This window comes from Polaribacter sp. (assembly GCF_036480315.1).
Lineage (GTDB): Bacteria > Bacteroidota > Bacteroidia > Flavobacteriales > Flavobacteriaceae > Polaribacter.
Window position 1 is genome coordinate 57,889 of the sequence record NZ_JAZGGG010000064.1, and the last position, 22,536, is coordinate 80,424.

Here is a 22,536-nt window from a genome sequence, read left to right on the forward strand (position 1 = left end):
CGTGAAAAAATTATTATTTTTTATATTCTTCTTACCTCTTTTAGTTTCTGCTCAAAAGACCACAATCCTAAAAGGGACAGTAAAAGGCAAGAATAAAAAATCCATAGAAAACGTTTCTATTAAGTATAAAAATACTGGAACAACTACTGATAAAAACGGTAATTATAAAATACGAATTCCTTTTAAAGAAGAAGTAACCATAATTTTTACCCACATTTCTTACAAAACATTTACAAAGAAATTAATAGCTAAAAGTAGAAATGGAATTAGCTTCTCTCCTATTTTGATTTCCAAAACAGAACAAATTGAAGAAGTTGTAGTAAAAAATAATAAAAAAAATGCCGAAGGAATAAAAAAAATTGACATTAATATTGTTAAAAATACTGTTGGCCCAAATGCAGGTGTAGAAAACACTTTAATGACTTTACCTGGCGTAAATAATAACAATGAGTTAAGTACACAATACAATGTTAGAGGTGGAAACTTTGATGAGAATCTTGTTTATATAAACGGAATAGAAGTTTACAGACCTTTTTTAATTAGGTCAGGCCAACAAGAAGGATTGAGTTTTATTAATTCTAATATGGTTCAAAATATTAACTTTTCTGCAGGAGGATTTCAGGCTAAATACGGTGATAAATTATCATCTGTTTTAGATATAACTTATAGAAAACCAAAAGAAATTGCAACCACAATAGATGCAAGTTTATTGGGAGGAAGTATTACTTTTGAAAATCAACTTTTAAATAAAAAGTTAAGTACAATTACTGGGTTAAGATACAGAGATAACAGTTTATTTGTAAATAGTAAACAAGTAGAAACAAACTTTAAACCAAGGTTTACAGATTTTCAAACATTTTTATCTTATGAATTCTCAAGTGATTTAACACTAAACTTTTTAGGTAACTTTTCTTTAAACAACTACAACTACACTCCTATTTCTAGAAGAACTCGTTTTGGTACAGTTGCAAATCCTTTAGAGTTAATTGTTTTTTACAGCGGTCAAGAACAAGATAAATATTTAACAACGTTTGGTGCATTATCTGTTGATTATAAAGCAAATGAATCGCTGTCATTTATAGGAACAACATCTAGATATAACACACAGGAAGAAGAACATTTTGATATTGCTGCATCTTATAATTTAGGTGAAGTTGATGCAAATGTGGGGTCAGAGAATTTTGGTGATGTAGAATTTTCTCAAGGAATTGGTTCTCAATTAAATCATGCTCGTAATGATTTAGATGCATTAATAACAAATTTTCAACTTAAAGGGATATATAAAAAAGAAAGACAAGAGTTATCATTCGGAATTAAATATCAAAAAGAAGACATTAAAGATAGAATTAGAGAATGGGAAGTAATAGATTCTCTTGGTTTTTCTATTCGTCCGCCAAATCATATCGGAAACAACCAGCCTTATCAACCTTTTGAAGGTGAAATAACTCCTTTTCAAAACATAAGAGCAGATAATGATGTTATTATTAATCGTTTATCTGTTTTTGCTCAATTTAATGAACGAATGTTTTGGAATGATAACGAAATTTGGTACAACGTTGGTGTTAGAGCACAAAATTGGACAGTAAAAGCAAATGAAGTTACTTCTAAAAATCAAACTATTATTAGTCCAAGAGCACAATTTGCAATAAAACCAAATTGGCAAGAAGATATGTTGTTTAGAGTTTCTGGAGGCTGGTATTCTCAACCACCTTCTTATAGAGAATTAAGAGATTATAATGGTAACATTAATGAGAATGTAAAAGCTCAAAAATCTATTCATTTAGTTGCTGGTATGGATTACAGTTTTAATATGTGGGGAAGACCTTTTAAGCTAACTTCAGAAATGTACTACAAAGATTTAACAAATGTAAATGCATATTCAATAGATAATGTAAGAATTAGATACAGAGCGGATAATATAACTACGGCTTATGCTCATGGAATTGATTTAAGATTAAATGGTGAATTTGTTCCAGGTAGTGAAAGTTGGGTGAGTTTGGGTTATTTAAAAACAGAAGAAAACATAGATCACAGAGGTAATATTGCAAGGCCATCTGATCAGCGTATAAAATTTGGAATTCTTTTCCAAGATTATGTACCAAACTTACCTAATCTAAAAGCGTATTTAAACTTGGTGTATAATACAGGAGTTCCTGGTGGTGCACCTGCATACGCAGACGTGTATCAGTTTCAACAACGTTTAAGAGATTATAAACGTGCAGATTTAGGTATTTCTTATGTTTTCACAGATACTAATAAATTGTATAAAACTGGTTTTTTATCAAATTTTAAAGAATTAACTGCTGGGCTAGAACTTTTTAATATGTTCGATATTCAAAACGCAATTACCAATACTTGGGTTAGAGATGTATATTCTAAAACTCAATTCGGTATTCCAAATTTTATGACAGGTAGAGTTTTAAACTTTAAAGTAAGAATGAAGTTATAATAATATTTATTCAAACTATAAACTCTTTATGTATTTGTAGACTATTCGAGGTTCTCATAATTAGTAGAAAGAAGTTTTCTAATTAATTTTACATACTAAAATTGGTTCTCGTGCAATAATTTTATTTAGATCAATTCAAAAGCTTTGGCATAGTTATACCAATCAAAAATTGAATTTAAATTTAGTTTTTGTTTTATATGTTTTCTATGAGTTGATACTGTCGAAGTCTCAATAAAAAGTGTATCAGCAATTTCATTAGATGATTTACCTTTTATCACTAAAGTAAAAACTTCACTTTCTTTTTCAGTTAATGAGTTAAACTTTTCCTTATTGGTAATAACAAATTCTCTGTTTTTTTCTAACTCTTTAGAAAAAGAAATTAATTTAGGTAAGTCAGCAGGTAAAATATCAAAGAAAAAAAGAAAATCTTTTATAAAACTAATTGGTAATTTCCTTTCACTCTTTGTTTTATTATTTCCTGGTACAATTTTAAATTGTGTCTTGTCAAATAATTTAATAACCCCCATTCTAATTATTTTTTTTAAGCTTTTCAAATTTAATTTGTCTAACTTAAAAAAAACCATACTTTAGTAGGGTCTTTTATAACATATACCCCAAAGTGAAATTTAAACTATTAATACTTCTACTTTTTTATTCTACGCTGTTTTTTTCACAAGAAGACTCAATATCTATTTATAAAGAATTAAAAAATTTTTATTCTGAAGCTAAAGATCAGCAGACAATTTTTGATATTCTAAACAAATACAAAGAAGATAAGTTTTACAAGGAGGAAAATCAAAAAATTTACAAAAAACTAGGAACTCAGGTTCTATGGAATCATTTCGCCTTAAAGCCTTCAAAAAAAAAGATTGAAAACAAATACTTAACTATTTCAAATGCCTATTTACCTTACGGAAAAATTTATTTAAAGAAAGGAAATAAGATAGATTCACTCTACAGAGTTTCAAACAATAAACATTTTCCCCACAAAAACATTTTTTATAGAAATCCTGTTTGGAAAATACCAGTTGACTCAATATTACAAACAGATGTCTTTTTAAAAGTTAAAAACAGTAGTGGCAGAACAAGAATGGCACTTTATTTAGAATCAGAAAACGAGTTTCTAAAACGTATAGAAACAGAATATTTCTATTTTGGTTTGTTTATTGCTTTTCTTATTTCAATGACTTTGGTTTTAGTCTTTTTTGCAGTTCTTAAAAAAGAGTACACTGTTTTGTTTTATGCCCTTTATATTATTACTGTTTTGTTTGAATTTCTTGCAGGTAAAGGTTTAGGTGTTCAATATTTTTGGTCAGACAGCTCTTTTTTTACTAATAACATTAGAAGTTTTAGCCAAACTGTTGGCGTATTTTGTATTGGTTTTTTTTATATGAAATTCTACAAATTAAAAACTTCTCAAATATTTGCTAAAGGAATTTTTAAATGGGGAACATTCTTAACAATTCCTATCTTATTATTATATGTTTACAAATACTTCTTTGGAGGATTCGTTAACTTATATCTGGTAGTTTGGACAGTTTTAAAAATAATTATATTTACATGGGTGTTAAATCACTTGTATTTAACCATAAAAAAACAGCTACCTATTTATTTAGTTGTAGCATTTATTTTACCAATTCTTTCAGTTATCATTGGGCAAATAATGAATCCAAGTGTTAATAATAGTTTAGGCATTAAATTTAGTGGGCCAAATATTTACTATCTTACTTTATCTTTAGAAATTCTATTATTTACAAGATATATATTTGACTCTGTGATAGATACACAAATAAAATATTTTAAATTAAAGAAAGTAAGTGACGAGTTAAAATATAACTTTCAAAGTAAAACATTAGAAGTTCAACAACAAGAACGTAACAAATTAGTAAATAATGTACACGATACTTTTGGAGGTTATTTAGAAGCGTTAAAATTACGTTTGTTACAAAAAACAGAGAATACACCAGAAAAAGTGCAAGAAATTTTAGATGCTTTTTATAAAGATTACCGTTATTTATTGAATAGCTTATATGCTCCAAAAATTAATTCAGCAAACTTTACAACCAGTTTAATTGAATTTTGTGAGAAATTAGATGAACTTACTAGTCAAAAAATTAACTATGCATTTAATATTGATGATATTGATTTACAGCAAGAAAAATGCGTGCATCTTTACAGAATAATTTCTGAATTAACCACAAATGCTATTAAATATTCTGAAGCAACAGAAATTACTATTTTAATGAAACAAAAGACTGAAGAATTTGTTTTTCTTCAAGTCTCTGATAATGGTATTGGTTTTAAACAAGATAAAATATCAAAAACAGGTTTTGGTTTAAATAGTGTAAAAGATAGAGTTGAACAAATAAATGGATCTTTAGAAATTATTTCAAATAAAGAAGGAACATTATTTAAAATTGAAGTCCCGGTAAATGAACATTAACCCTATAAGAATTGTTATTGCAGACGATAATCGTTTTTTTTGTGATGCATTAAAAGACAGCTTAAATATTCACCAAGAACTGAATGTAATTAGCACTTTTACAACATTAAAAGAACTCATTAAATTTACAAACCTTCACGGTTTAGATGTTTTAATTCTAGATGTAAATTTTAATGGAGAAAGTTCTTTAGATTTTATTTCTGAAATAAAAAAAGCAAATCAAGATTTTAAAATTATTGCACTAACAACTATGAATAATAATTTCATAAAAGAAAAAGCCTTTAATAATGGTGTTTATTTTTTTGTTGGAAAAGATGGGGATTTAGGAAATTTTAAAGAAATAATTCTAAATTGTTTTTTTGATGCAACTGTAAAAAACAGTAAAACTTCCTCCAAGATAAATATTGATAATTATACATTCACAAAACGTAAACTAGATATTCTACAAGCTTTATATATTCATTCTGATAAAAATGAAAAAGAACTTTCCGCAATATTAAATATTACAGAAAGTTCCTTAAAATCTCATAAAAGAGAATTATTTGAAATTACACACACTAAAAGTACTCCGGAATTAATAAAATTTGGAATTCAAAAAGGTTTAATTGTTGCTTAACCTAAAATTTGAGCAGTGTGTGCTTTTGTTTTTACTTTTAGAATAATATCTTCTATAATTCCTTTTTCATCAATTACAAAGGTAGTTCTGTGAATTCCATCATATTCTTTACCCATAAACTTCTTTGGCCCCCAAACATTAAAAGCTTCGATAACTGTTTTGTCTTCATCTGCTAAAAGCGGAAAAGGTAGTTCATATTTGTTAATCCAATTTTGCTGTCTTTTTGCTGAATCTGCACTAACTCCTAAAACGTCATACCCTTTTGCTAAAAAAGATTGATAATTATCTCTTAAATCACACGCTTCATTAGTACAACCTGGTGTACTTGCTTTTGGGTAAAAGAATAATACTAGTTTTTTACCTAAATAATCTGTTAATTTAGTTGTGTTTCCTGCATTATCCTTTGCTTCAAATTGTGGAGCATTACCGCCTATTTTTAGTGATGTCATTTCTTATTAAATTTCAAAGTTACAAAGTAGGCAAGTTACAAAGTCTTAAAATGAAACCCTAAAACTTACTTTAAAAATTACTTTGCAACATTGTATCTTTGTTATTATCAAAATTGAAAAATGAATAAACAAGAAAAAGTACAGTTTGTAATTGATACACTTGAAGAGAAATATCCAGAAATACCAATTCCTCTAGATCATAAAGATTCTTATACTTTGTTAATTGCTGTTTTATTATCTGCACAATGTACAGATGTAAGAGTTAATAAAATTACCCCTTTATTGTTCGCTAAAGCGGATAATCCTTATGATATGGTTAAAATGTCTATAGAAGAAATTAAGGCAATTATTAGACCTTGTGGATTATCGCCAATGAAAAGCAAAGGAATTTACGGTTTGTCAAAAATTTTGATTGACAAATATAATGGTGAAGTTCCGCAAAGTTTTGAAGGTTTAGAGGAATTACCTGCAGTTGGCCATAAAACTGCGAGTGTTGTTATGAGTCAGGCATTTGGAGTTCCTGCTTTTCCTGTAGACACACATATTCACCGATTAATGTTTCGATGGAATTTAACAAATGGTAAAAATGTAACTCAAACCGAAAAAGATGCAAAACGTCTGTTTCCAAGAGAATTATGGAACGATTTACATTTACAAATTATTTGGTATGGTAGAGAGTATTCGCCAGCTAGAGGTTGGGACTTAGATAAAGATATTATTACAAGTACAATTGGTAGAAAATCTGTTTTAGAAGAATATTACAAGAAAAAATAAAATTTTCACGGAAGAAACTTAAAAAAAATGGAGCTCCTTCCTTTTAGGAATATTATAATTGGCTATTAAAAAAAGCCTCAACATATGTTGAAGCTTTTTCCACTCTTAATTCAAATTCAATTCAATGGAATCATTTGATTTGGTTTTTACAAAAGTTAGCGATTTGGAAAAATTAATCAAAAATTGAACTGTTTCATGTTTAGGTTGCATCTGAAAATCAGAAGACTTTTTAGAGTAAATTTGCATCATATAGTTAATTTAATATACTGGTTATAAACAACTAACGACACTATTTTACTTTTATTGTTAATTCACTAAAATAATATTATGTTTTTCTATTAATTTACGCATATTTATAAGTGCATAGCGCATTCTGCCTAATGCAGTATTAATGCTAACACCAGTGTTTTCGCTAATTTCTTTAAAACTCATGTCTTTATACATACGCATTACTAAAACTTCTTTTTGTTCTTCTGGCAACTCTTTTACAAGATCTCTAACATCATTATAAATCTGTTCTTGTATAATTTGTTTTTCGGCATTTAAACTTCCATCACCCAAAACAGAAAAAATATCGAACTCGTCTGTATTTCTAAAAGTTGGCATTCTATTAGATTTTCTAAAATGATCAATTACCAAATTATGAGAAATTCGCATAACCCAAGGCAAAAATTTACCTTCTTCGTTATAATTACCTTTTTTAAGTGTTCTAATTACCTTAATAAAAGTATCTTGAAAAATATCTTCTGTAATGTCTTTATCTTTAACCTTACTATATATAAAACTAAATAAACGTTGTTGATGTTTATTTATTAGAATACCTAAAGAGGCTTCGTTTCCTTTAATATAACGACTAACTAGTTCACTATCTGGAGTTATTTTTTTACGCATCATAATTACTTTTAGAAAAGCTAGAAGGCTTGTCTGTCTATTATTTGTTAATAATTTAAAAGTAATTTTAATCTATATGCGTCTAATTTTGTGTGGTTTATGAAAGACAAATATGCTTATTATTTTTGAATTCAACAAATATTTTAACAAATTCCTTTTTTATTCCTTCTAAATTCGATGAAAAAAGTGGTATTTTTATCCCTTATATTTATTATTAATGAAAGCTGACTTATCTACTATAAATCCTAAAGAAAACATCATAATTAAAGGAGCTAGACTTCATAATTTAAAGAATATAGATGTTGTAATACCTAGAAATAAACTAGTAGTCATTACTGGTCTTTCTGGTTCTGGAAAATCTTCTTTAGCATTTGATACTTTGTATGCTGAAGGTCAAAGACGTTATGTAGAAAGTTTGAGCTCTTATGCGCGTCAGTTTTTAGGTAAATTACACAAACCCAAAGTAGATTATATAAAAGGTATTGCGCCTGCAATTGCTATTGAACAAAAAGTAAACTCTACCAATCCGCGCTCTACAGTAGGTACATCAACAGAAATTTACGATTATATAAAATTATTATATGCCAGAATTGGTAGAACCTTCTCTCCTATTTCCGGTAAAGAAGTAAAAAAAGATACCGTTTCTGATGTTGTAAATTTTGTAAAAAAATTTGAAGATAAAACGAAACTCTTACTGCTTGCACCAATTATTATTGATGAAAACAGAGATTTAAAAACTGTTTTGCAGGTTTTAGAACAACAAGGTTATGCGCGTTTAAAATGGAATGATAAAGTATATAGAATTTCTGATTTTCCGCAAGATAAATTTAAAAATGAAGCATTACTTTTAGTAGTTGATAGAATTATTACAAAAGATAATGAGGATTTTTACAATAGATTGGCAGATGCAATTCAAACAGCTTTCTTTGAAGGAAAAGGAATTTGTTTTGTAGAAAATTTAGCCAATAATAAAGTTGTCGAATTTAGCAACAAGTTCGATTTAGACGGAATGTCTTTTCTAGAACCCAACACACACTTATTCAGTTTTAACAATCCTTATGGAGCTTGCGCAACTTGTGAAGGTTATGGAAATGTAATTGGTATAGATGAAGATTTAGTGATACCAAATACAGGATTATCAATAATGGAAGATTGTATTTCCCCATTTAAAACACCTTCATATATTCATTATAAAGAAGATTTAATTTCTGTAGCGTATCAATTTGATATTCCTATTCATAAACCTTGGTTTGAATTATCCGAAGAACAAAAAAAATTAGTTTGGGATGGAAACAAAAGCTTCCACGGAATTCATCATTTCTTTACTGTATTAGAAGAAAAAAGTTATAAAATACAGAATAGAGTTATGCTTTCTCGTTATCGAGGAAAAACAAAATGTACTTCTTGTAATGGAAAACGTTTACGACACGAAACTAATTTTGTAAAAATAAATGAGACTACAATTTCAGAATTAGTTACACTTCCTCTAGATGAATTGGCTGTCTTTTTCAAAAATATAAAACTAGATAAATACGAAGAAAAAATTGGAAAACGTTTGATGACTGAAATCAATAATCGTTTGCAGTTTTTAACTGATGTTGGATTATCTTATTTAACTATCAACAGAACTTCTAACACACTTTCTGGAGGAGAAAGTCAACGTATAAATCTGGCAACATCCTTGGGTAGTTCTCTCGTTGGGTCTATGTATATTTTAGATGAACCGAGTATTGGTTTACACCCAAAAGATACTGAAAGATTAATTGGTGTTTTAAAAGACTTACGTGATTTAGGAAACACAGTTGTTGTTGTGGAACACGATGAAGACATCATGAGAGAAGCTGATTATATTATTGATATTGGTCCTGAAGCTGGTACTTTTGGTGGGCATGTTGTTGCAGAAGGAAATTTTGATGAAATCTTAAAATCAGACTCATTAACTGCAAAATATTTAAACGAAGATTTAAAAATTGAAGTTCCTACAAAACGTAGAACTTCAAAAAACAACATTCAAATTATTGGTGCAAGAGAACATAATTTACAAAATATAGATGTTACTTTTCCGTTGAATTGTCTATCTGTAATTACTGGAGTTTCTGGTTCTGGTAAAAGTACGTTGGTAAAAAGCATTTTATACCCAACAATGCAGAAAAAGCTAGTTGGTTATGGTGATAAAATCGGACAACATACAGAAGTTAAAGGGGATTTTGATACTTTAAAACATGTAGAATTTATAGATCAGAATCCTATTGGGCGTTCTTCTCGTTCAAATCCTGTAACCTATATTAAAGCCTATGATGATATTCGTGCGTTGTTTTCGAATCAGAAATTATCAAAAATAAGAAACTACAAACCCAAACATTTTTCTTTTAATGTTGAAGGTGGTCGTTGTGAGGTTTGTAAAGGTGAAGGTGAAGTTACTATCGAAATGCAATTTATGGCAGATGTGCATTTAGAATGTGATGTTTGTAATGGAAAACGCTTCAAAAAAGAAGTTTTAGAAGTACGATTTGATGGAAAATCGATTGATGATATTTTAAACCTAACAATTGACGATGCTGTAGCGTTTTTCTCCGAAAATTTAGTTACAAAAATTGCAAATAAATTAAAACCTTTACAAGATGTTGGTTTGGGGTATGTAAAATTAGGACAATCATCTTCTACTCTTTCTGGTGGAGAAGCACAACGTATTAAATTAGCGTCCTTTTTAGTAAAAGGAAATACCAAAGACAAAGCCTTATTTATTTTTGATGAACCAACAACAGGTTTACATTTTCATGATATTAAAAAATTATTAGCATCTTTTAATGCATTAATTGATAAAGGGCATTCTATTATTGTAATAGAGCATAATATAGAACTCATTAAATGTGCAGATTATATTGTAGATTTAGGTTTAGATGGTGGTAAAAATGGCGGAAACCTTATTTTTCAAGGACTTCCTGAAGACTTGGCTAGAAATAAAGAGTCATATACTGCAAAGTATTTGGCGGAGAAATTGGTGTTTTAGATTTTTTTTTGAAGCTATTTCCAGCTTTCCATTATATCTTTTTTCTGAAAAAGAAAAAAGGATGTCATTTTAATCTGGGCTAAACTTGTTTGCAAACTAATTGAGGAATTAAAATAAAGTAGTAAAGCGTAAAATTATTATTAATTTGTCATTTCTAGTGAAACGTAGTGAAGTCAAGAAATCTCAAAATTAAATAAGATTTCTCAATCGCTGAAAAAGCTCACTTTGAAATGATAATCGTTAGAAAATAAAATATAGATATTCAACAATGCTCACAAACCTAACAGACAAACAAAAAGTAAACTGGGTAAGAATAATAGCAATTATTCCTGTACTTGTTTTAATGTTGTATGCTCCAAAACTATGGATTACTACAAAAGTATTTCCAGTAATTCCGTTGTTTGATTGGCTACCAATACCTACAGATCCTTTCGATTATATTTTAGCAGGGTTTTTCTTTTTATCTCAAGTTTTATACATCTTTCAGAATAAAAGATGGCAAGGTTGGCTTGTTATTTTACTCTATCTATATTTAGCTTTTGTAGATCAAAATAGACTTCAACCCTACTTCTATCAAAGTTTTTTAACCATTTTAGCAATAGAAATATTCCCAAGAAAAACAGATTACAGAAAAATTTTATACGCTATAATTCTAATCTTTTTTGCTACTTATTTTTGGAGCGGAATTCAAAAATTAAATGAAGCTTTTTATATACAGTGGCTAAGCGCTTTAAACAAACATTTTAGTTTTTTACCACAATGGTTTTTAGTCGCATTTACCTATGCAGTTCCTTGGCTAGAAGCTACTATGGGTGTTTTATTATTGTTTAATAAAACAAGAAAAATAGCAATACTATTCATTTTATCAATGCACGGAATTATTACGTTCCTTTTATTCTATTTAGGTTACGGTTACAATGTGGTACCATGGAATATTCAGAATATGTTAAGTGTTGTCATTATTTTCTGGACACTAAAAACTACCAATGTACTTGATTTTTTTATTCAATTTTTCAACAAACAGAAGTTAGTAATATTGGTTTTTACTATGGTGTTACCATTAGCAAATAACCTAACTGGTTTTTACGATAACTTATTATCTTTTCACTTTTTTACAGCAGATTTACACTATTACAATGTTTTTATTAATGAAGAATTAGAAGAAAAACTACCCGAAGATATTCAGAATTTTTACCGTTTTAAAAACAGTAAAGCCTATTTAAAAATGAACGAATGGGCGCATCATGAAAACAAAGTACTGTTTTATCCAGAAGAAAGAATTATACAGTTTATGGATGTGTATTTACGCTCTTTTGCAGATAACCCTAATGAAAAAGGCTTAATTGAATTGGTAGATTATAATCAAATTAAAAAATAAACTACGAATTCTAATTAACTACTATCGAATTCTAATACTGCTAGAATTTAACTTCAGTTCTCTACTACTTTTACAGTGTATTAACACTTAAAATTAGAAACCATGAGAACATTCTTAAAAAAATCAGTATTTGTATCAACAGTATTTTTAGCAACATCAGTTTTTATCAGTTGCGATTCAGAAGCTGTTAAAAATGAAACTGAAACTACAATAATTGCAGAAAACACAACTTCAATTCCAATAGACATTAAAGAAGTAACCTATCAAAAACCAATTGTTTTTATTGCTGGTTATGATAAAGGAACAGAAACTTTTTACTCTGATGCAAGAATCTATTTTAACGAAAAAGGATTTAAAGTTATTGATGATCAATATTCTTTAGAAGAGATAATTGTTTGGTTGAATAAAAATGGAAATCAAAATCCTTACAGCGAAATTCATATTGTAAACCAAAGCAATCCATATAAAGGCATGAATTTAGAAGGAATTATAAATGGAGAGAAGATTACTGCAGAAACATTACGAAAAAATATTACTCAAGGTACTTTACCTACTTTAAAAAATGTAGTAAATAATAATTCTAAAATTATATTTCATGCATCTGGTTTAATCGAAAACAAAGCATTAATAAAAACACTAAAAGATGCTTTTTCTGCAGAAGAATTACCAAAAGTAATTGCATCACCTTATTTCACAATATTCGGCGGTAAATTTGCAAGTCATTATTTAGCACAACCGCATTATGTCTTTTATCCAACTGCAAATTCACCAGGTATTACAGATTTATCAAAAGAAATTGCTAGAAAATATCCAGAAGAAAAAGATATAGATTGGTTTGATTCATTGAATAATGAAGAAGAAAGGTTTGTTGGCGATGCTTATACAACTCAATTTAGTATTCCGGTTCAATGGGAATTTGATTATCATAATTCAGATGATGAACTACCTACTTTCATTAACCAAGAAGAAATTATGGATTGGATTGAACAACAGGAAGAATTGACAATTGAATTGGCTAAATACAACCTTCCATTAGAAAAATTTAGATGGAATTCATCAATAAAAGGTAGTAAATTAGTAATTAGAGGAAGAACTACAGCATTGTGTGTATTGAAGCCATTAATTAAACCTTATGGAGAATTAAAGCACATAGAGCCAGATACAAACAATAAACGTTTGTATGCAATGAAATAGAAAATGGAATGGAAATTGTAGGTTGATAAACGTCATTACACAGCATTAAAAATGGTGTAATGACGTTTAAATTAGTAAGTTTGTTTCAAATGAGAAAAACAATTAAAATCTTAACATTATTGTTTGTATTTATTTCTGTTGATGTTAAGTCTCAACAAAATGAATTACAAAACTTTTCTATTAAAGACGGCTTACCAAGCTTAATCATAAATGATATTACTCAAGATAATATTGGCTATTTATGGTTAGCAACAAACAAAGGTTTGGTGAATTTTGATGGCAATAAATTCTCACATTATAAAAACCATAGTCAATCTAAAGCAAATACGGTATTTGTAAAAAACGACTTGTTTCTAATTGCTCACACCAATGGTTTATTCAAAAAAGAAAGTGATAAATTTATTTTTTTGGGAAAAGAGAAAATTTTAAAAATTGTAGAAATTAATAGCAAAATTATATTAGCAACTACAGAAGGTATCTACCAATTAAAGGAAGATTACCTGCAACCGCTTCAAATAAACACAAAAATTGATTTTGCTATTATTAATGATATTATCGTTTTTAAAAATGAAATTTATATTGCTACAAATAAAGGTTTATGGAATATTGACAAAATATCTAATCCAAAAAAAGTAAGTAAGTTATCTGAAGATATTATACATTTTTTTTTATTGAATAATGATAAACTAATTGCCACAACTTCTAATAACGAACTTAAAGTTATTAAACAAAGTAAGACAACAAAATCGATTAATGTTGATGGGGAAATAACTTCCATAAAAAAGATAAACAACGAATTGTGGGTAACTACAAGTAATAATGGAATTGCAATTTTTAATAGTGATGATTTATCTTTTAAACAACGAATAAACAAATACAATTCTGATATATCAAATCTGTTAAACACCGTTTTTAAAGACAACCAAAATACTATTTGGATTGCCTCTAAAAACAAAGGTTTATATAAATACAGAAATACTGAAACTAGTAATTCACAAAGATTTAAACCAGAAATTTATATAGAAAATATTACAGTTAATTATTTAAATGTAGATTCACTAAACACTAAAAAACTAAATTTAAAATCAACAGAAAATAATATTTCCTTTACTTATAAAACAGTTGATTTACAACAACCAAAACTTATAAAATACAGATATAAATTAGTAGGTAATTTTTCCCCTTGGAGCACAAAAAACAGTATTGAATTTGCCAATTTAAATGCTGGTAATTATACTTTTATATTACAATCTAAAAAAGGAAAAAAAATAAGTGATCCCAAAAAAATCTCTTTTTTAATTGATGCACCTTTTTATAAAAAAATATGGTTTATTATTTTATGTTTTGCCATTTTATTTTTCGTTTTAGCACTTCTTATTGATCTAAATATTAATAAGTTAAAAAAGAAAAATCAACAAAAAGTAAATAATCTTAAATTAGAAAATCACTTACTTAATCTAAAACAAAGAGCATTGCAATTACAAATGAATCCTCATTTTATTTTTAATGTTTTAAACGGGATAAAGGCATTAGGAAATACTGGTAATACAAAAGAATTGAACAAAACAATTTCTCAATTCTCTATACTTTTAAGAAGTGTTTTAAATAATTCTCGTTTAGAGGAAATTAGCTTAAAAGATGAAATTGAAACTTTAAAAAACTATTTAGATTTAGAAAAAAAAATGAGTTCAAAAATTTTTGAATACACTATTGAAACAAACCTAAATAATATAGATTCAGAAGAAATTTTAATTCCACCTATGTTGCTACAACCTTTTATAGAAAATAGTATTAAGCATGGCTTTACTCCTACTTTAAAGAAAGGAAAAATAGAAATTAATTTTGAAGTAAAACACCAATTCTTACAATGTTCTATTATTGATAATGGCATTGGACTTCATCAATCTAAAAAACAAAAAATTAATACAAAACATAAATCTGTCGCTTTAAAAGTTACTAAAGAAAGGATTCAAAACTTATCAAAAAACAATTCTTTTTCCATCATAGAAATTAAAGAAGACAACAATATTTTAGGAACAAAAGTTGAATTTAAAATTCCTTTAAAAACAGATTATTAAAATTATGAAGAGAAGAGAATTTATAAAAAACACTCTTTTAGGTTCTGCAGGAATTGGTTTGTTAACAGGAGTTTATTCTTGGCAAATAGAACCTTTTTGGTTAGAATTTGTAAGTTTAAAAATGCCAATAAAAAACTTACCTAAAAACTTAATTGGTAAAACAATTATGCAAATTAGTGACATTCATGTTGGTAATCGTTTTGATTATCAGTTTATAATTGATTCTTTTGAAAAAGCAAAACTTCTAAATCCAGATTTTGTAGTTTACACAGGTGATTATGTTTCTTATGAAAACAAAGAACAGCTAAAGCAATTAAAAGAAGTAATGCAGTTTGCTGTTAAAGGGAAATTAGGAACTGTTGGCATTTTAGGAAATCATGATTATGGAAAAAACTGGCAAGAACAAAATGTAGCAGATGAGATTACTACTATTTTAGAAAATTATGGAGTTACAGTTTTAAGCAACAATCAAATTGATATTGAAGGATTGAATATTATTGGTTTAGATGATTTTTGGGGATTAAATTTTAATCCTAAAGAAATAATGACTAAAGTTAATGAAAGTGAAGCAAATCTTGTTTTATGCCACAATCCGGATGTTTGTGATCTAGATGTTTGGTGCAATTATAAAGGTTGGATTTTGTCTGGTCATACACATGGCGGACAAGTAAAACCTCCTTTTTTAAACCCACCAATTCTTCCTGTAAAAAATAAAATGTATTCTGCAGGGAAAATCGATTTAAATAATGGAAGGACTTTATATATTAATAGAGCGTTAGGAAATTTACATCAAGTTAGGTTTAACGTAAGACCAGAAATAACAATTTTTGAATTAGAAAAATAAATATAAAATGAGTAAACTTACATCAATTGTTGTAGAAGATAATTCTTTAGCTTTAGAAATGTTAGTAACAGATATTTCATTGAATCATAAAGAAATAGAAATTATTGGTACTGCAAAAAGCGTTGTTGAAGCTGCTAAATTATTACAAGTAAAACAACCAGACATTTTGTTTTTAGACATTATGCTAGGTGATGGTACTGGTTTTGACTTATTAGAAATTATAACAAACCTTACATCTAAAATTATATTTGTTACCGCAAGTGATGAACACGCTATAAGAGCATTTAAATTTGCCGCGATAGATTATATCTTAAAACCGTATTCAAATGAAGATTTAGAAAAAGCAATAGAAAAAGCAAAAAAACAAATAGAACCTTTAAAAGAGCAACTAAACATTTTAAAACAGGCAGTTACAGAGCCAAAAAGCATTCTAAACAAAATATCATTATATACACAAGATAAAATAATTGTGGTTAATGTAGTAGACATTGTACGTTGTAAGTCAGACAATAACTATACTACTTTTTATTTTAAAGACACTTCAAAAATTTTAGTTTCTAAAACTTTAAAGTATTATGCAGATATATTAAAAGACAATGGTTTTATTAGAACTCATCAAAGTCATTTAATTAATACAAATTATATTAAAGAATACATAAAGTCTGACGGTGGATATTTACTTTTAAATGATTTTACAAGTATTCCTGTTTCTGTTAGAAAAAGAGCAGATGTTTTAAAGTACTTTTAAATATTAAAAAATCATTACTCCTCTTCTTTTAATATCAAAATTGTTTTTTAAACTTTAAATTTAATTTTACTTTGTTATAATAAAGATGATATTATATGAAAACCGTTTGTTTATTTTGATAGAATTCTGTTATTTCTAATTAGTTTTAAAATTGAAATAAATAAAATCTACATCATAAAATATAATTTTAACTTCAAAAGAATAAGTTTTCGAAATGATTATTTACCTTAATTAAAATTTCTAATATCTTTTCAAAAACAAAAATACATTTCAATTTATTGCATTAAATTTTGATATTAAAAGAATAGAAATAGTTTTATGATTTCATTTTTTTATATAATTATTTAAGTTTATATGGCATTAATACTTTATGTTTTTTCATCAAAAAACTGCATTATTAATCTATTAAAAAATTATTAAAAACCCTTTTTATGAGAATAGTTAATAGTTAATTTCATTTAAAAAAGAAAAAAAATAGATATAAACTAGAGTAGTTCTTTAGTTCAAATTCAATTTTCCTTCAAAAATTATTAACTATAATCGAGTTTTTAGCATGATTTATTATAAGCTACAAACTTCAATAAATCTTTAAAATGTAGACATGAATCATTATTTGTGGATTAATAATCCTAATTTGTAGTAATTTATTTAGTATAAAATAAGGTGTTTTAATTTTTATAATTAAAACATAATTAACTAACTCAAGTTCAGTAATTTATATATTATTAACTAAATTAATAATTCAAGTTTTTACAAAATAAAAACACATGTATTTATAAAATTTTAATAATATTTTTACAAATTAATCATTATATGTGGTTTTAATGATATACATTTGTAATCCCCCCTAGAAAAAAAAAAAGAGTGAAAAGTGAAGATAAAAAAAGGTCGGAAAGAATAATTAAGGTTTTTAAAGATACTGAATTAAACCAAAAACAGTTTTCGAAACTCATAGGAGTTTCACAACAATTGGTAAGTGCAGTTTTAAATTTCACAAAAAAACCTAATGAAACTATCTTGCTTGGAATTATTGACAACTTAAAAGAAATCGATCCAGTATGGTTATTTACCGGAATTGGAAAATTAAAGAAGAACTATATACAATTAGATGAGAATCGATCCCCTATAGATTATCATGTTAAAAATATAGTTAGGAAACAATTTGAAGATATATCAATAGGTATTTTTGAAAAATTATCAAGTATTGAAGAGTATGTAAAAAAAACTAATTAACTAATCCCTATACAGTTAATTTAACAAAAGAAAACTTATTGTTCCCTAGCAATAAGTTTTCAAAAAGTTAATTCAAAACTAGAATTCCAACTCTAACCCTAATTAGAGCAATAAAAAAGCCTTCTCAAAATGAGAGGGCTTTTTTAATTTTTACCAAAAGAAAGAACTTTTTTCAGTTATTCTAAGAATAAACTCCTTATTAATTTTTATTTTTAATGATTTCTGAACACAAAAAAATCCTTCTCAAAATGAGAAGGATTTTATTTTTGGGTGGAAGACGGGACTCGAACCCGCGACATTCGGTACCACAAACCGACACTCTAACCAACTGAGCTACAACCACCATATAATTGCGGGTGCAAATATAAATGTTTTTTACTATTCAGAAAAAGAAAAAATCAAATTAATTTAGATAAATTTTCAACTGCAACGTAACGCTCTGATGTAAAACCTTCTGCATATTCAACATTTATCAATCTTCCTAAATCTCTTGCTCTGTAATTAATACTTTCTATAAAATTTTTACTTGTAATAGGTGTTTCAGGTTCATTACTTTTCGGATCAAAAAACTGTGAAGAATATGCTAAAATAGAATTTCTCTTTTTATCTATAAACCCAGTAATATCAACAACAAAATCAGGTTCAATATTTTTCCATTGTATGTAATGATATACTAACTTTGGTCTCCACTTCTCTTGAAGCTTCCCTTCTACTTCAGTTTCAATTTTTAGCAACCCGCTTAAAAAACAAGCATCAGAAACCAAACTACTTCCTTTTGGATGATCTATATGACGATCATCAATTGCGTTACACAAAACAACATCCGGCTTATATTTACGAATCATTTTTATGACTTCTAATTGATGTTTCTTATCATTTATAAAAAAACCATCAGCAAAACGTAGGTTTTCCCTTAAAGAAACTCCTAAAATTTTTGCAGCATTTGCAGCTTCTTCATCACGTAAATCCGCAGAACCTCTTGTACCTAGCTCTCCACGTGTTAAATCTACAATTCCTACTTTTTTTCCTAAAGAAATTTCTTTTGCTATTGTTGCACCACAACCTAATTCCACATCATCTGGATGCGCACCAAAAGCTAAAATATCTAATTTCATAATTATTTTATATTATTTTACTACTCCTTTGTTATTTTAAACTTGCTAAAGCTTGTTCTATATCGGCAATTAAATCTTTAGTTTCTTCAATACCTACAGAAAAACGAATTAAACCATCTTTTATTCCTTGTTTTTCTCTTTCTTCTGCGGATAATAATGCGTGTGAAGTTAAAGTAGGACTTAACATAGTACTTTCAACTCCAGCCAAACTCATAGAAGGTTTTATCAACCTTAAATTATTTTGAAATTTCATAACATCAATCCCTTCTTTTAATTCGAAAGATAGCATTCCACCAAAATTTTTCATTTGTTTTTTTGCCAATTTATAATTAGGATGTCCTTTTAATCCAGGGTAATAGACGTAATAAATATTTGGATTTACAGCCAAATACTTTGCCATTTTCAACGCATTCTTATTCTGGCGTTTTACACGTAAATTCAACGTTTTTAAACTTCTTTCTAGCATCCAAACGGAAAAATCACTCAAACTTCCTCCTAAATTTTTTCCTATACTCCAAATTTTCTCAATATGTTCATTAGAAGCAGCAACTGCTCCTGCTAAAATATCTGAGTGACCACCCATATATTTTGTAGCAGAATGAATCATAATATCAATTCCAAAATCTATTGGAGTTTGATTTATTGGCGATGCAAACGTATTATCTATCATGGTTACAATGTTCTTCTTTTTTGCCAATTTAGAAACTGCTTTCATATCTGTAATAGTCAGCAACGGGTTAGATGGTGTTTCTATATAAAGAACCTTGGTATTCTTTTTAATTTCTTTTTCAAAGTCTTCAATTGATAAACTTTTTGTAAAAGAATACTCAATTCCGAATTTATCAAACTCTTCCACCACAAAATTATACGTGCCACCATACAATGTTTGCTGTAAAACAATATGATCTCCTTTTTGTAAAAAAGCCAATAACGTAGTGCTAATTGCTGCCATTCCAGAACCAAAAATCAATGCGTTTTCTGTCTTTTCTAAAGCTGCTATTTTTTTCACTAAAGCTTCCTGATTTGGTGTATTTAAATAACGCGGATAGCGTTTTACATCTACACCATCAAACGCATAAGAAGTAGACATATAAATAGGAGAAACTGCTCCTTTAAATTGTTCATCTTTTACCTCGCCAACATGTGCACAAATTGTGTTTATCCCTAGTTTTTTAGTCATTTTTTATAGTAATTGTTGAAGAAAATAAATACTGATCTTCTTGTTTGTAAATTAAACAATAAAAGGTGTCTTTTTGTTTTAAATTTAAAACATTGAAACTTTCTTCTACGTATGAATTCTCGGAATGTTTTTTATAATTAAAAGCTTTATATTTTAAGGTGTCAATTGTTTTTCTATAATTCTTAATTTCTGATTCATTAAGTTTTAATATTAAATTTCTCCAACCAATTAAACCTTCTTTACAAACATCTTTTTGTTGTTGCTTTATACTTCCCCAAACAAATTCATAAATTGAATCATTTAACTCTAAAGCCTCCATTTCTAGATATTTATCATATTTAGTTATTTTCTTTACAGTTTTAATTTTAACAGGAGTATTTTCTTCTAAAGAGCTAAAATCTAATTCCTTAAAATCTCTAGCCGGAATGTCTATTTGATAATGAATCATTGTATCATTCATTATTTTACCTATCATAATTACATCAATTCCAAAAGTTCTCTTATATCCTGAATTATACAAATCATTACATGAAAGATTTTTAGTCACTTCAAAAGGTAAATTAGAAATCTGCCGTTTTTCACAAGAAAAAAGCAAAAAAAATAGAATTGATAAACAAATAAACTTTTTCAACGAATAAACTTTTTCTACATCAGCTAATTTACAAATTCAATTTTGCAATCCTCTAAATATTTTCAATATCTTCGCTAATATGATTTCAGTAGTTATTATTGGTAATGGAAATGTTGCAACACATTTAGTAGATGCTTTTTTAGAGGTTGATACTGTTCATGCTACACAAATTAATTCTAGAAAATTAGAAAACATACCAGAAGCAGATGTTACTATTATTGCTGTTTCCGATGATGTCATATCTGAAGTTTCAGCCAAAATAAAAAACTCTTTGGTAGTTCATACTTCTGGAAGTTTTTTTATGGAAAATTTAAAAAACACAGCTCGCAAAGGTGTTTTTTATATGTTGCAAACCTTTTCTAAAAACAAAGAAGTTGATTTTTCTAAAGTTCCTTTTTGTTTAGAAGCAGAAAACGAGCAAGATTTTCAATTGTTAGAAAAACTAGCTAACTCAATAGGAAATAAAATTTACGCTATAAATTCTGAACAACGAAAAGCGTTACATGTTGCTGCCGTGTTTGTAAATAATTTTACAAATCATATCTATAAAATAGGAAATGATATTTGCGAAGAACACAACGTTCCTTTTGAAATTTTACAACCACTAATTAAAGAAACTGCTGCTAAAATTGAGACATTATCACCCAGAAAAGCTCAAACAGGACCAGCAATTAGAAATGACAAAAAGACAATAAAAAATCATTTAGATTTACTAAATAGAGAACAACAGAAAATCTATAAAATGGTAACAAAATCAATCCAAAATGGAAATTAGTTTTAAACAATTATTACCAAAAATAAATACTTTTATTTTTGATGTAGATGGTGTTCTTACAAACGGAATGTTAACTATAATGCCAGATGGCGAACTAGTAAGACACATGAATGTTAAAGACGGTTACGCTATGAAAAATGCTTTAAACAAAGGATATAAAGTTTGTATTATCTCTGGTGGAACCAATGAAGGAGTCCGAAAAAGGTTGGCCGCTTTAGGAATTGAAGACATTTATTTAGGCGCACATGATAAAATAAAACAATATCATGAACTGGTAGAAAAATACAATTTACAACCAGAAAATGTATTGTATATGGGCGATGATGTTCCAGATTATCCAGTAATGAAATTGGTTGGTTTACCAGCTTGTCCTAATGATGCTGTTAGAGAAATTCAGCAAGTCTCTAAATATATTTCAGACAAAAAAGGTGGTGAAGGCTGTGTAAGAGATGTAATTGAACAAGTATTACGTGTTCAACAAAAATGGGATGACAATTTTGATGCAAGTTTATAGTTTTAAGTTTCTTAAATTGCTGAGTTCTATTTTTAAAGCTAATACCTAACAAAAAATGAAAAATATAATTTTTACTTTTATACTATTAACACCTGTTGTGCATTATAAAAAAGCTGTTCATTGATTAAGAGAATCGTATATTTAATTGAATTTCAAACATTTAAATAGATGAACAGCTTTAGAGCAAATTACGAGAAAATTTTAGAGGTATTAA

Annotated in this window: 19 protein-coding genes and 1 tRNA gene; 13 read left to right on the forward strand and 7 right to left on the reverse strand. The window is 27.5% G+C overall.

Going from position 1 to position 22,536, the window contains the following annotated elements; all coding sequences use genetic code 11:
• Nucleotide 1: 1 nt before the first annotated feature.
• Nucleotides 2-2,449: a TonB-dependent receptor gene (locus V3V28_RS13640; protein WP_331365567.1), complete on the forward strand. Its 2,448-nt coding sequence runs from the start codon at nt 2-4 to the stop codon at nt 2,447-2,449.
• 125 nt (nt 2,450-2,574) lie between these two features.
• Here the strand turns inward: V3V28_RS13640 and V3V28_RS13645 are convergent, their stop codons facing one another.
• Nucleotides 2,575-2,976 (reverse strand): helix-turn-helix domain-containing protein, encoded by a 402-nt coding sequence (locus V3V28_RS13645; protein WP_331365568.1) that lies wholly within the window; start codon nt 2,974-2,976, stop codon nt 2,575-2,577.
• 92 nt (nt 2,977-3,068) lie between these two features.
• On the opposite strand from V3V28_RS13645, the gene V3V28_RS13650 reads away from it, so the two are divergent.
• Both V3V28_RS13650 and V3V28_RS13655 read left to right on the forward strand, forming a co-directional pair.
• On the forward strand, nt 3,069-4,892 hold the full coding sequence (locus V3V28_RS13650; RefSeq protein ID WP_331365569.1) for a sensor histidine kinase: 1,824 nt from the start codon (nt 3,069-3,071) through the stop codon (nt 4,890-4,892).
• Complete coding sequence (locus V3V28_RS13655; RefSeq protein WP_331365570.1) at nt 4,882-5,508, forward strand: response regulator transcription factor; 627 nt, start codon at nt 4,882-4,884, stop codon at nt 5,506-5,508. Before V3V28_RS13650 ends, V3V28_RS13655 begins: the two co-directional genes overlap by 11 nt.
• Here the strand turns inward: V3V28_RS13655 and bcp are convergent.
• Nucleotides 5,505-5,957: a thioredoxin-dependent thiol peroxidase gene (bcp, locus tag V3V28_RS13660; protein ID WP_331365571.1), complete on the reverse strand. Its 453-nt coding sequence runs from the start codon at nt 5,955-5,957 to the stop codon at nt 5,505-5,507. The genes V3V28_RS13655 and bcp overlap by 4 nt on opposite strands.
• 120 nt (nt 5,958-6,077) lie before the next feature.
• Between bcp and V3V28_RS13665 the strand changes: the two genes are divergently transcribed.
• Nucleotides 6,078-6,731 (forward strand): endonuclease III domain-containing protein, encoded by a 654-nt coding sequence (locus V3V28_RS13665; RefSeq protein WP_331365572.1) that lies wholly within the window; start codon nt 6,078-6,080, stop codon nt 6,729-6,731.
• A 306-nt stretch (nt 6,732-7,037) separates the two neighbouring features.
• Here the strand turns inward: V3V28_RS13665 and V3V28_RS13670 are convergent, their stop codons facing one another.
• Nucleotides 7,038-7,622, reverse strand: a complete 585-nt coding sequence (locus tag V3V28_RS13670) for an RNA polymerase sigma factor (RefSeq protein ID WP_331365573.1) — start codon at nt 7,620-7,622, stop codon at nt 7,038-7,040.
• Between the two features lie 217 nt (nt 7,623-7,839).
• On the opposite strand from V3V28_RS13670, the gene uvrA reads away from it, so the two are divergent.
• From uvrA to V3V28_RS13705, 7 genes are all read left to right on the forward strand, one after another.
• Entirely contained in the window at nt 7,840-10,632 is a 2,793-nt protein-coding gene (uvrA, locus tag V3V28_RS13675) for an excinuclease ABC subunit UvrA (RefSeq protein ID WP_331365574.1), read from the forward strand.
• Between the two features lie 268 nt (nt 10,633-10,900).
• On the forward strand, nt 10,901-12,010 hold the full coding sequence (locus V3V28_RS13680) for a MauE/DoxX family redox-associated membrane protein (RefSeq protein ID WP_331365575.1): 1,110 nt from the start codon (nt 10,901-10,903) through the stop codon (nt 12,008-12,010).
• Nucleotides 12,011-12,112: 102 nt separating this feature from the next.
• Nucleotides 12,113-13,204 carry a hypothetical protein gene (locus tag V3V28_RS13685; RefSeq protein WP_331365576.1) on the forward strand — a complete coding sequence of 364 codons (1,092 nt, stop codon included), beginning with the start codon at nt 12,113-12,115 and terminating at the stop codon, nt 13,202-13,204.
• Between the two features lie 59 nt (nt 13,205-13,263).
• Nucleotides 13,264-15,282 carry a sensor histidine kinase gene (locus V3V28_RS13690; RefSeq protein ID WP_331365577.1) on the forward strand — a complete coding sequence of 673 codons (2,019 nt, stop codon included), beginning with the start codon at nt 13,264-13,266 and terminating at the stop codon, nt 15,280-15,282.
• Nucleotides 15,283-15,286: 4 nt separating this feature from the next.
• Nucleotides 15,287-16,126 carry a metallophosphoesterase gene (locus V3V28_RS13695; RefSeq protein ID WP_331365578.1) on the forward strand — a complete coding sequence of 280 codons (840 nt, stop codon included), beginning with the start codon at nt 15,287-15,289 and terminating at the stop codon, nt 16,124-16,126.
• A gap of 7 nt (nt 16,127-16,133) precedes the next feature.
• On the forward strand, nt 16,134-16,874 hold the full coding sequence (locus tag V3V28_RS13700) for a LytR/AlgR family response regulator transcription factor (RefSeq protein ID WP_331365579.1): 741 nt from the start codon (nt 16,134-16,136) through the stop codon (nt 16,872-16,874).
• 864 nt (nt 16,875-17,738) lie between these two features.
• The gene (locus V3V28_RS13705; RefSeq protein WP_331365580.1) at nt 17,739-18,107 is read left to right on the forward strand and encodes a helix-turn-helix transcriptional regulator; all 369 of its coding nucleotides are present in this window, start codon (nt 17,739-17,741) and stop codon (nt 18,105-18,107) included.
• 268 nt (nt 18,108-18,375) lie between these two features.
• Here V3V28_RS13705 and V3V28_RS13710 read toward each other — a convergent pair.
• The 4 genes from V3V28_RS13710 to V3V28_RS13725 form a co-directional block, all read right to left on the reverse strand.
• Nucleotides 18,376-18,451, reverse strand: a tRNA-His gene (locus tag V3V28_RS13710).
• Nucleotides 18,452-18,505: 54 nt separating this feature from the next.
• Nucleotides 18,506-19,222, reverse strand: coding sequence for a bacillithiol biosynthesis deacetylase BshB1 (gene bshB1, locus V3V28_RS13715; RefSeq protein WP_331365581.1), 717 nt, complete (start codon nt 19,220-19,222; stop codon nt 18,506-18,508).
• A gap of 31 nt (nt 19,223-19,253) precedes the next feature.
• A complete protein-coding gene (locus V3V28_RS13720; RefSeq protein WP_331365582.1) occupies nt 19,254-20,402 on the reverse strand; it encodes a trans-sulfuration enzyme family protein in 1,149 nt (382 codons plus the stop codon).
• Nucleotides 20,395-20,949 carry a hypothetical protein gene (locus V3V28_RS13725; protein ID WP_331365583.1) on the reverse strand — a complete coding sequence of 185 codons (555 nt, stop codon included), beginning with the start codon at nt 20,947-20,949 and terminating at the stop codon, nt 20,395-20,397. Before V3V28_RS13725 ends, V3V28_RS13720 begins: the two co-directional genes overlap by 8 nt.
• A 163-nt stretch (nt 20,950-21,112) precedes the next feature.
• Here V3V28_RS13725 and V3V28_RS13730 point away from each other — a divergent pair, with 163 nt between their 5' ends.
• Complete coding sequence (locus tag V3V28_RS13730) at nt 21,113-21,808, forward strand: Rossmann-like and DUF2520 domain-containing protein (protein ID WP_331365584.1); 696 nt, start codon at nt 21,113-21,115, stop codon at nt 21,806-21,808.
• The gene (locus V3V28_RS13735) at nt 21,798-22,322 is read left to right on the forward strand and encodes a KdsC family phosphatase (protein WP_331365585.1); all 525 of its coding nucleotides are present in this window, start codon (nt 21,798-21,800) and stop codon (nt 22,320-22,322) included. The genes V3V28_RS13730 and V3V28_RS13735 overlap by 11 nt, the downstream gene beginning before the upstream one ends.
• The last annotated feature ends 214 nt before the right edge of the window (nt 22,323-22,536 follow it).

Excerpts from the sequence above, each read along its gene's own strand:
- V3V28_RS13645 (WP_331365568.1), bottom strand. The coding sequence starts at position 2,976 with ATGGGGGTTATTAAATTATTTGACAAGACACAATTTAAAATTGTACCA.
- V3V28_RS13655 (WP_331365570.1), top strand. The coding sequence starts at position 4,882 with ATGAACATTAACCCTATAAGAATTGTTATTGCAGACGATAATCGTTTT.
- bcp (WP_331365571.1), bottom strand. The coding sequence starts at position 5,957 with ATGACATCACTAAAAATAGGCGGTAATGCTCCACAATTTGAAGCAAAG.
- V3V28_RS13665 (WP_331365572.1), top strand. The coding sequence starts at position 6,078 with ATGAATAAACAAGAAAAAGTACAGTTTGTAATTGATACACTTGAAGAG.
- V3V28_RS13670 (WP_331365573.1), bottom strand. The coding sequence starts at position 7,622 with ATGCGTAAAAAAATAACTCCAGATAGTGAACTAGTTAGTCGTTATATT.
- uvrA (WP_331365574.1), top strand. The coding sequence starts at position 7,840 with ATGAAAGCTGACTTATCTACTATAAATCCTAAAGAAAACATCATAATT.
- V3V28_RS13680 (WP_331365575.1), top strand. The coding sequence starts at position 10,901 with ATGCTCACAAACCTAACAGACAAACAAAAAGTAAACTGGGTAAGAATA.
- V3V28_RS13685 (WP_331365576.1), top strand. The coding sequence starts at position 12,113 with ATGAGAACATTCTTAAAAAAATCAGTATTTGTATCAACAGTATTTTTA.
- V3V28_RS13690 (WP_331365577.1), top strand. The coding sequence starts at position 13,264 with ATGACGTTTAAATTAGTAAGTTTGTTTCAAATGAGAAAAACAATTAAA.
- V3V28_RS13695 (WP_331365578.1), top strand. The coding sequence starts at position 15,287 with ATGAAGAGAAGAGAATTTATAAAAAACACTCTTTTAGGTTCTGCAGGA.
- V3V28_RS13700 (WP_331365579.1), top strand. The coding sequence starts at position 16,134 with ATGAGTAAACTTACATCAATTGTTGTAGAAGATAATTCTTTAGCTTTA.
- bshB1 (WP_331365581.1), bottom strand. The coding sequence starts at position 19,222 with ATGAAATTAGATATTTTAGCTTTTGGTGCGCATCCAGATGATGTGGAA.
- V3V28_RS13720 (WP_331365582.1), bottom strand. The coding sequence starts at position 20,402 with ATGACTAAAAAACTAGGGATAAACACAATTTGTGCACATGTTGGCGAG.
- V3V28_RS13730 (WP_331365584.1), top strand. The coding sequence starts at position 21,113 with ATGATTTCAGTAGTTATTATTGGTAATGGAAATGTTGCAACACATTTA.
- V3V28_RS13735 (WP_331365585.1), top strand. The coding sequence starts at position 21,798 with ATGGAAATTAGTTTTAAACAATTATTACCAAAAATAAATACTTTTATT.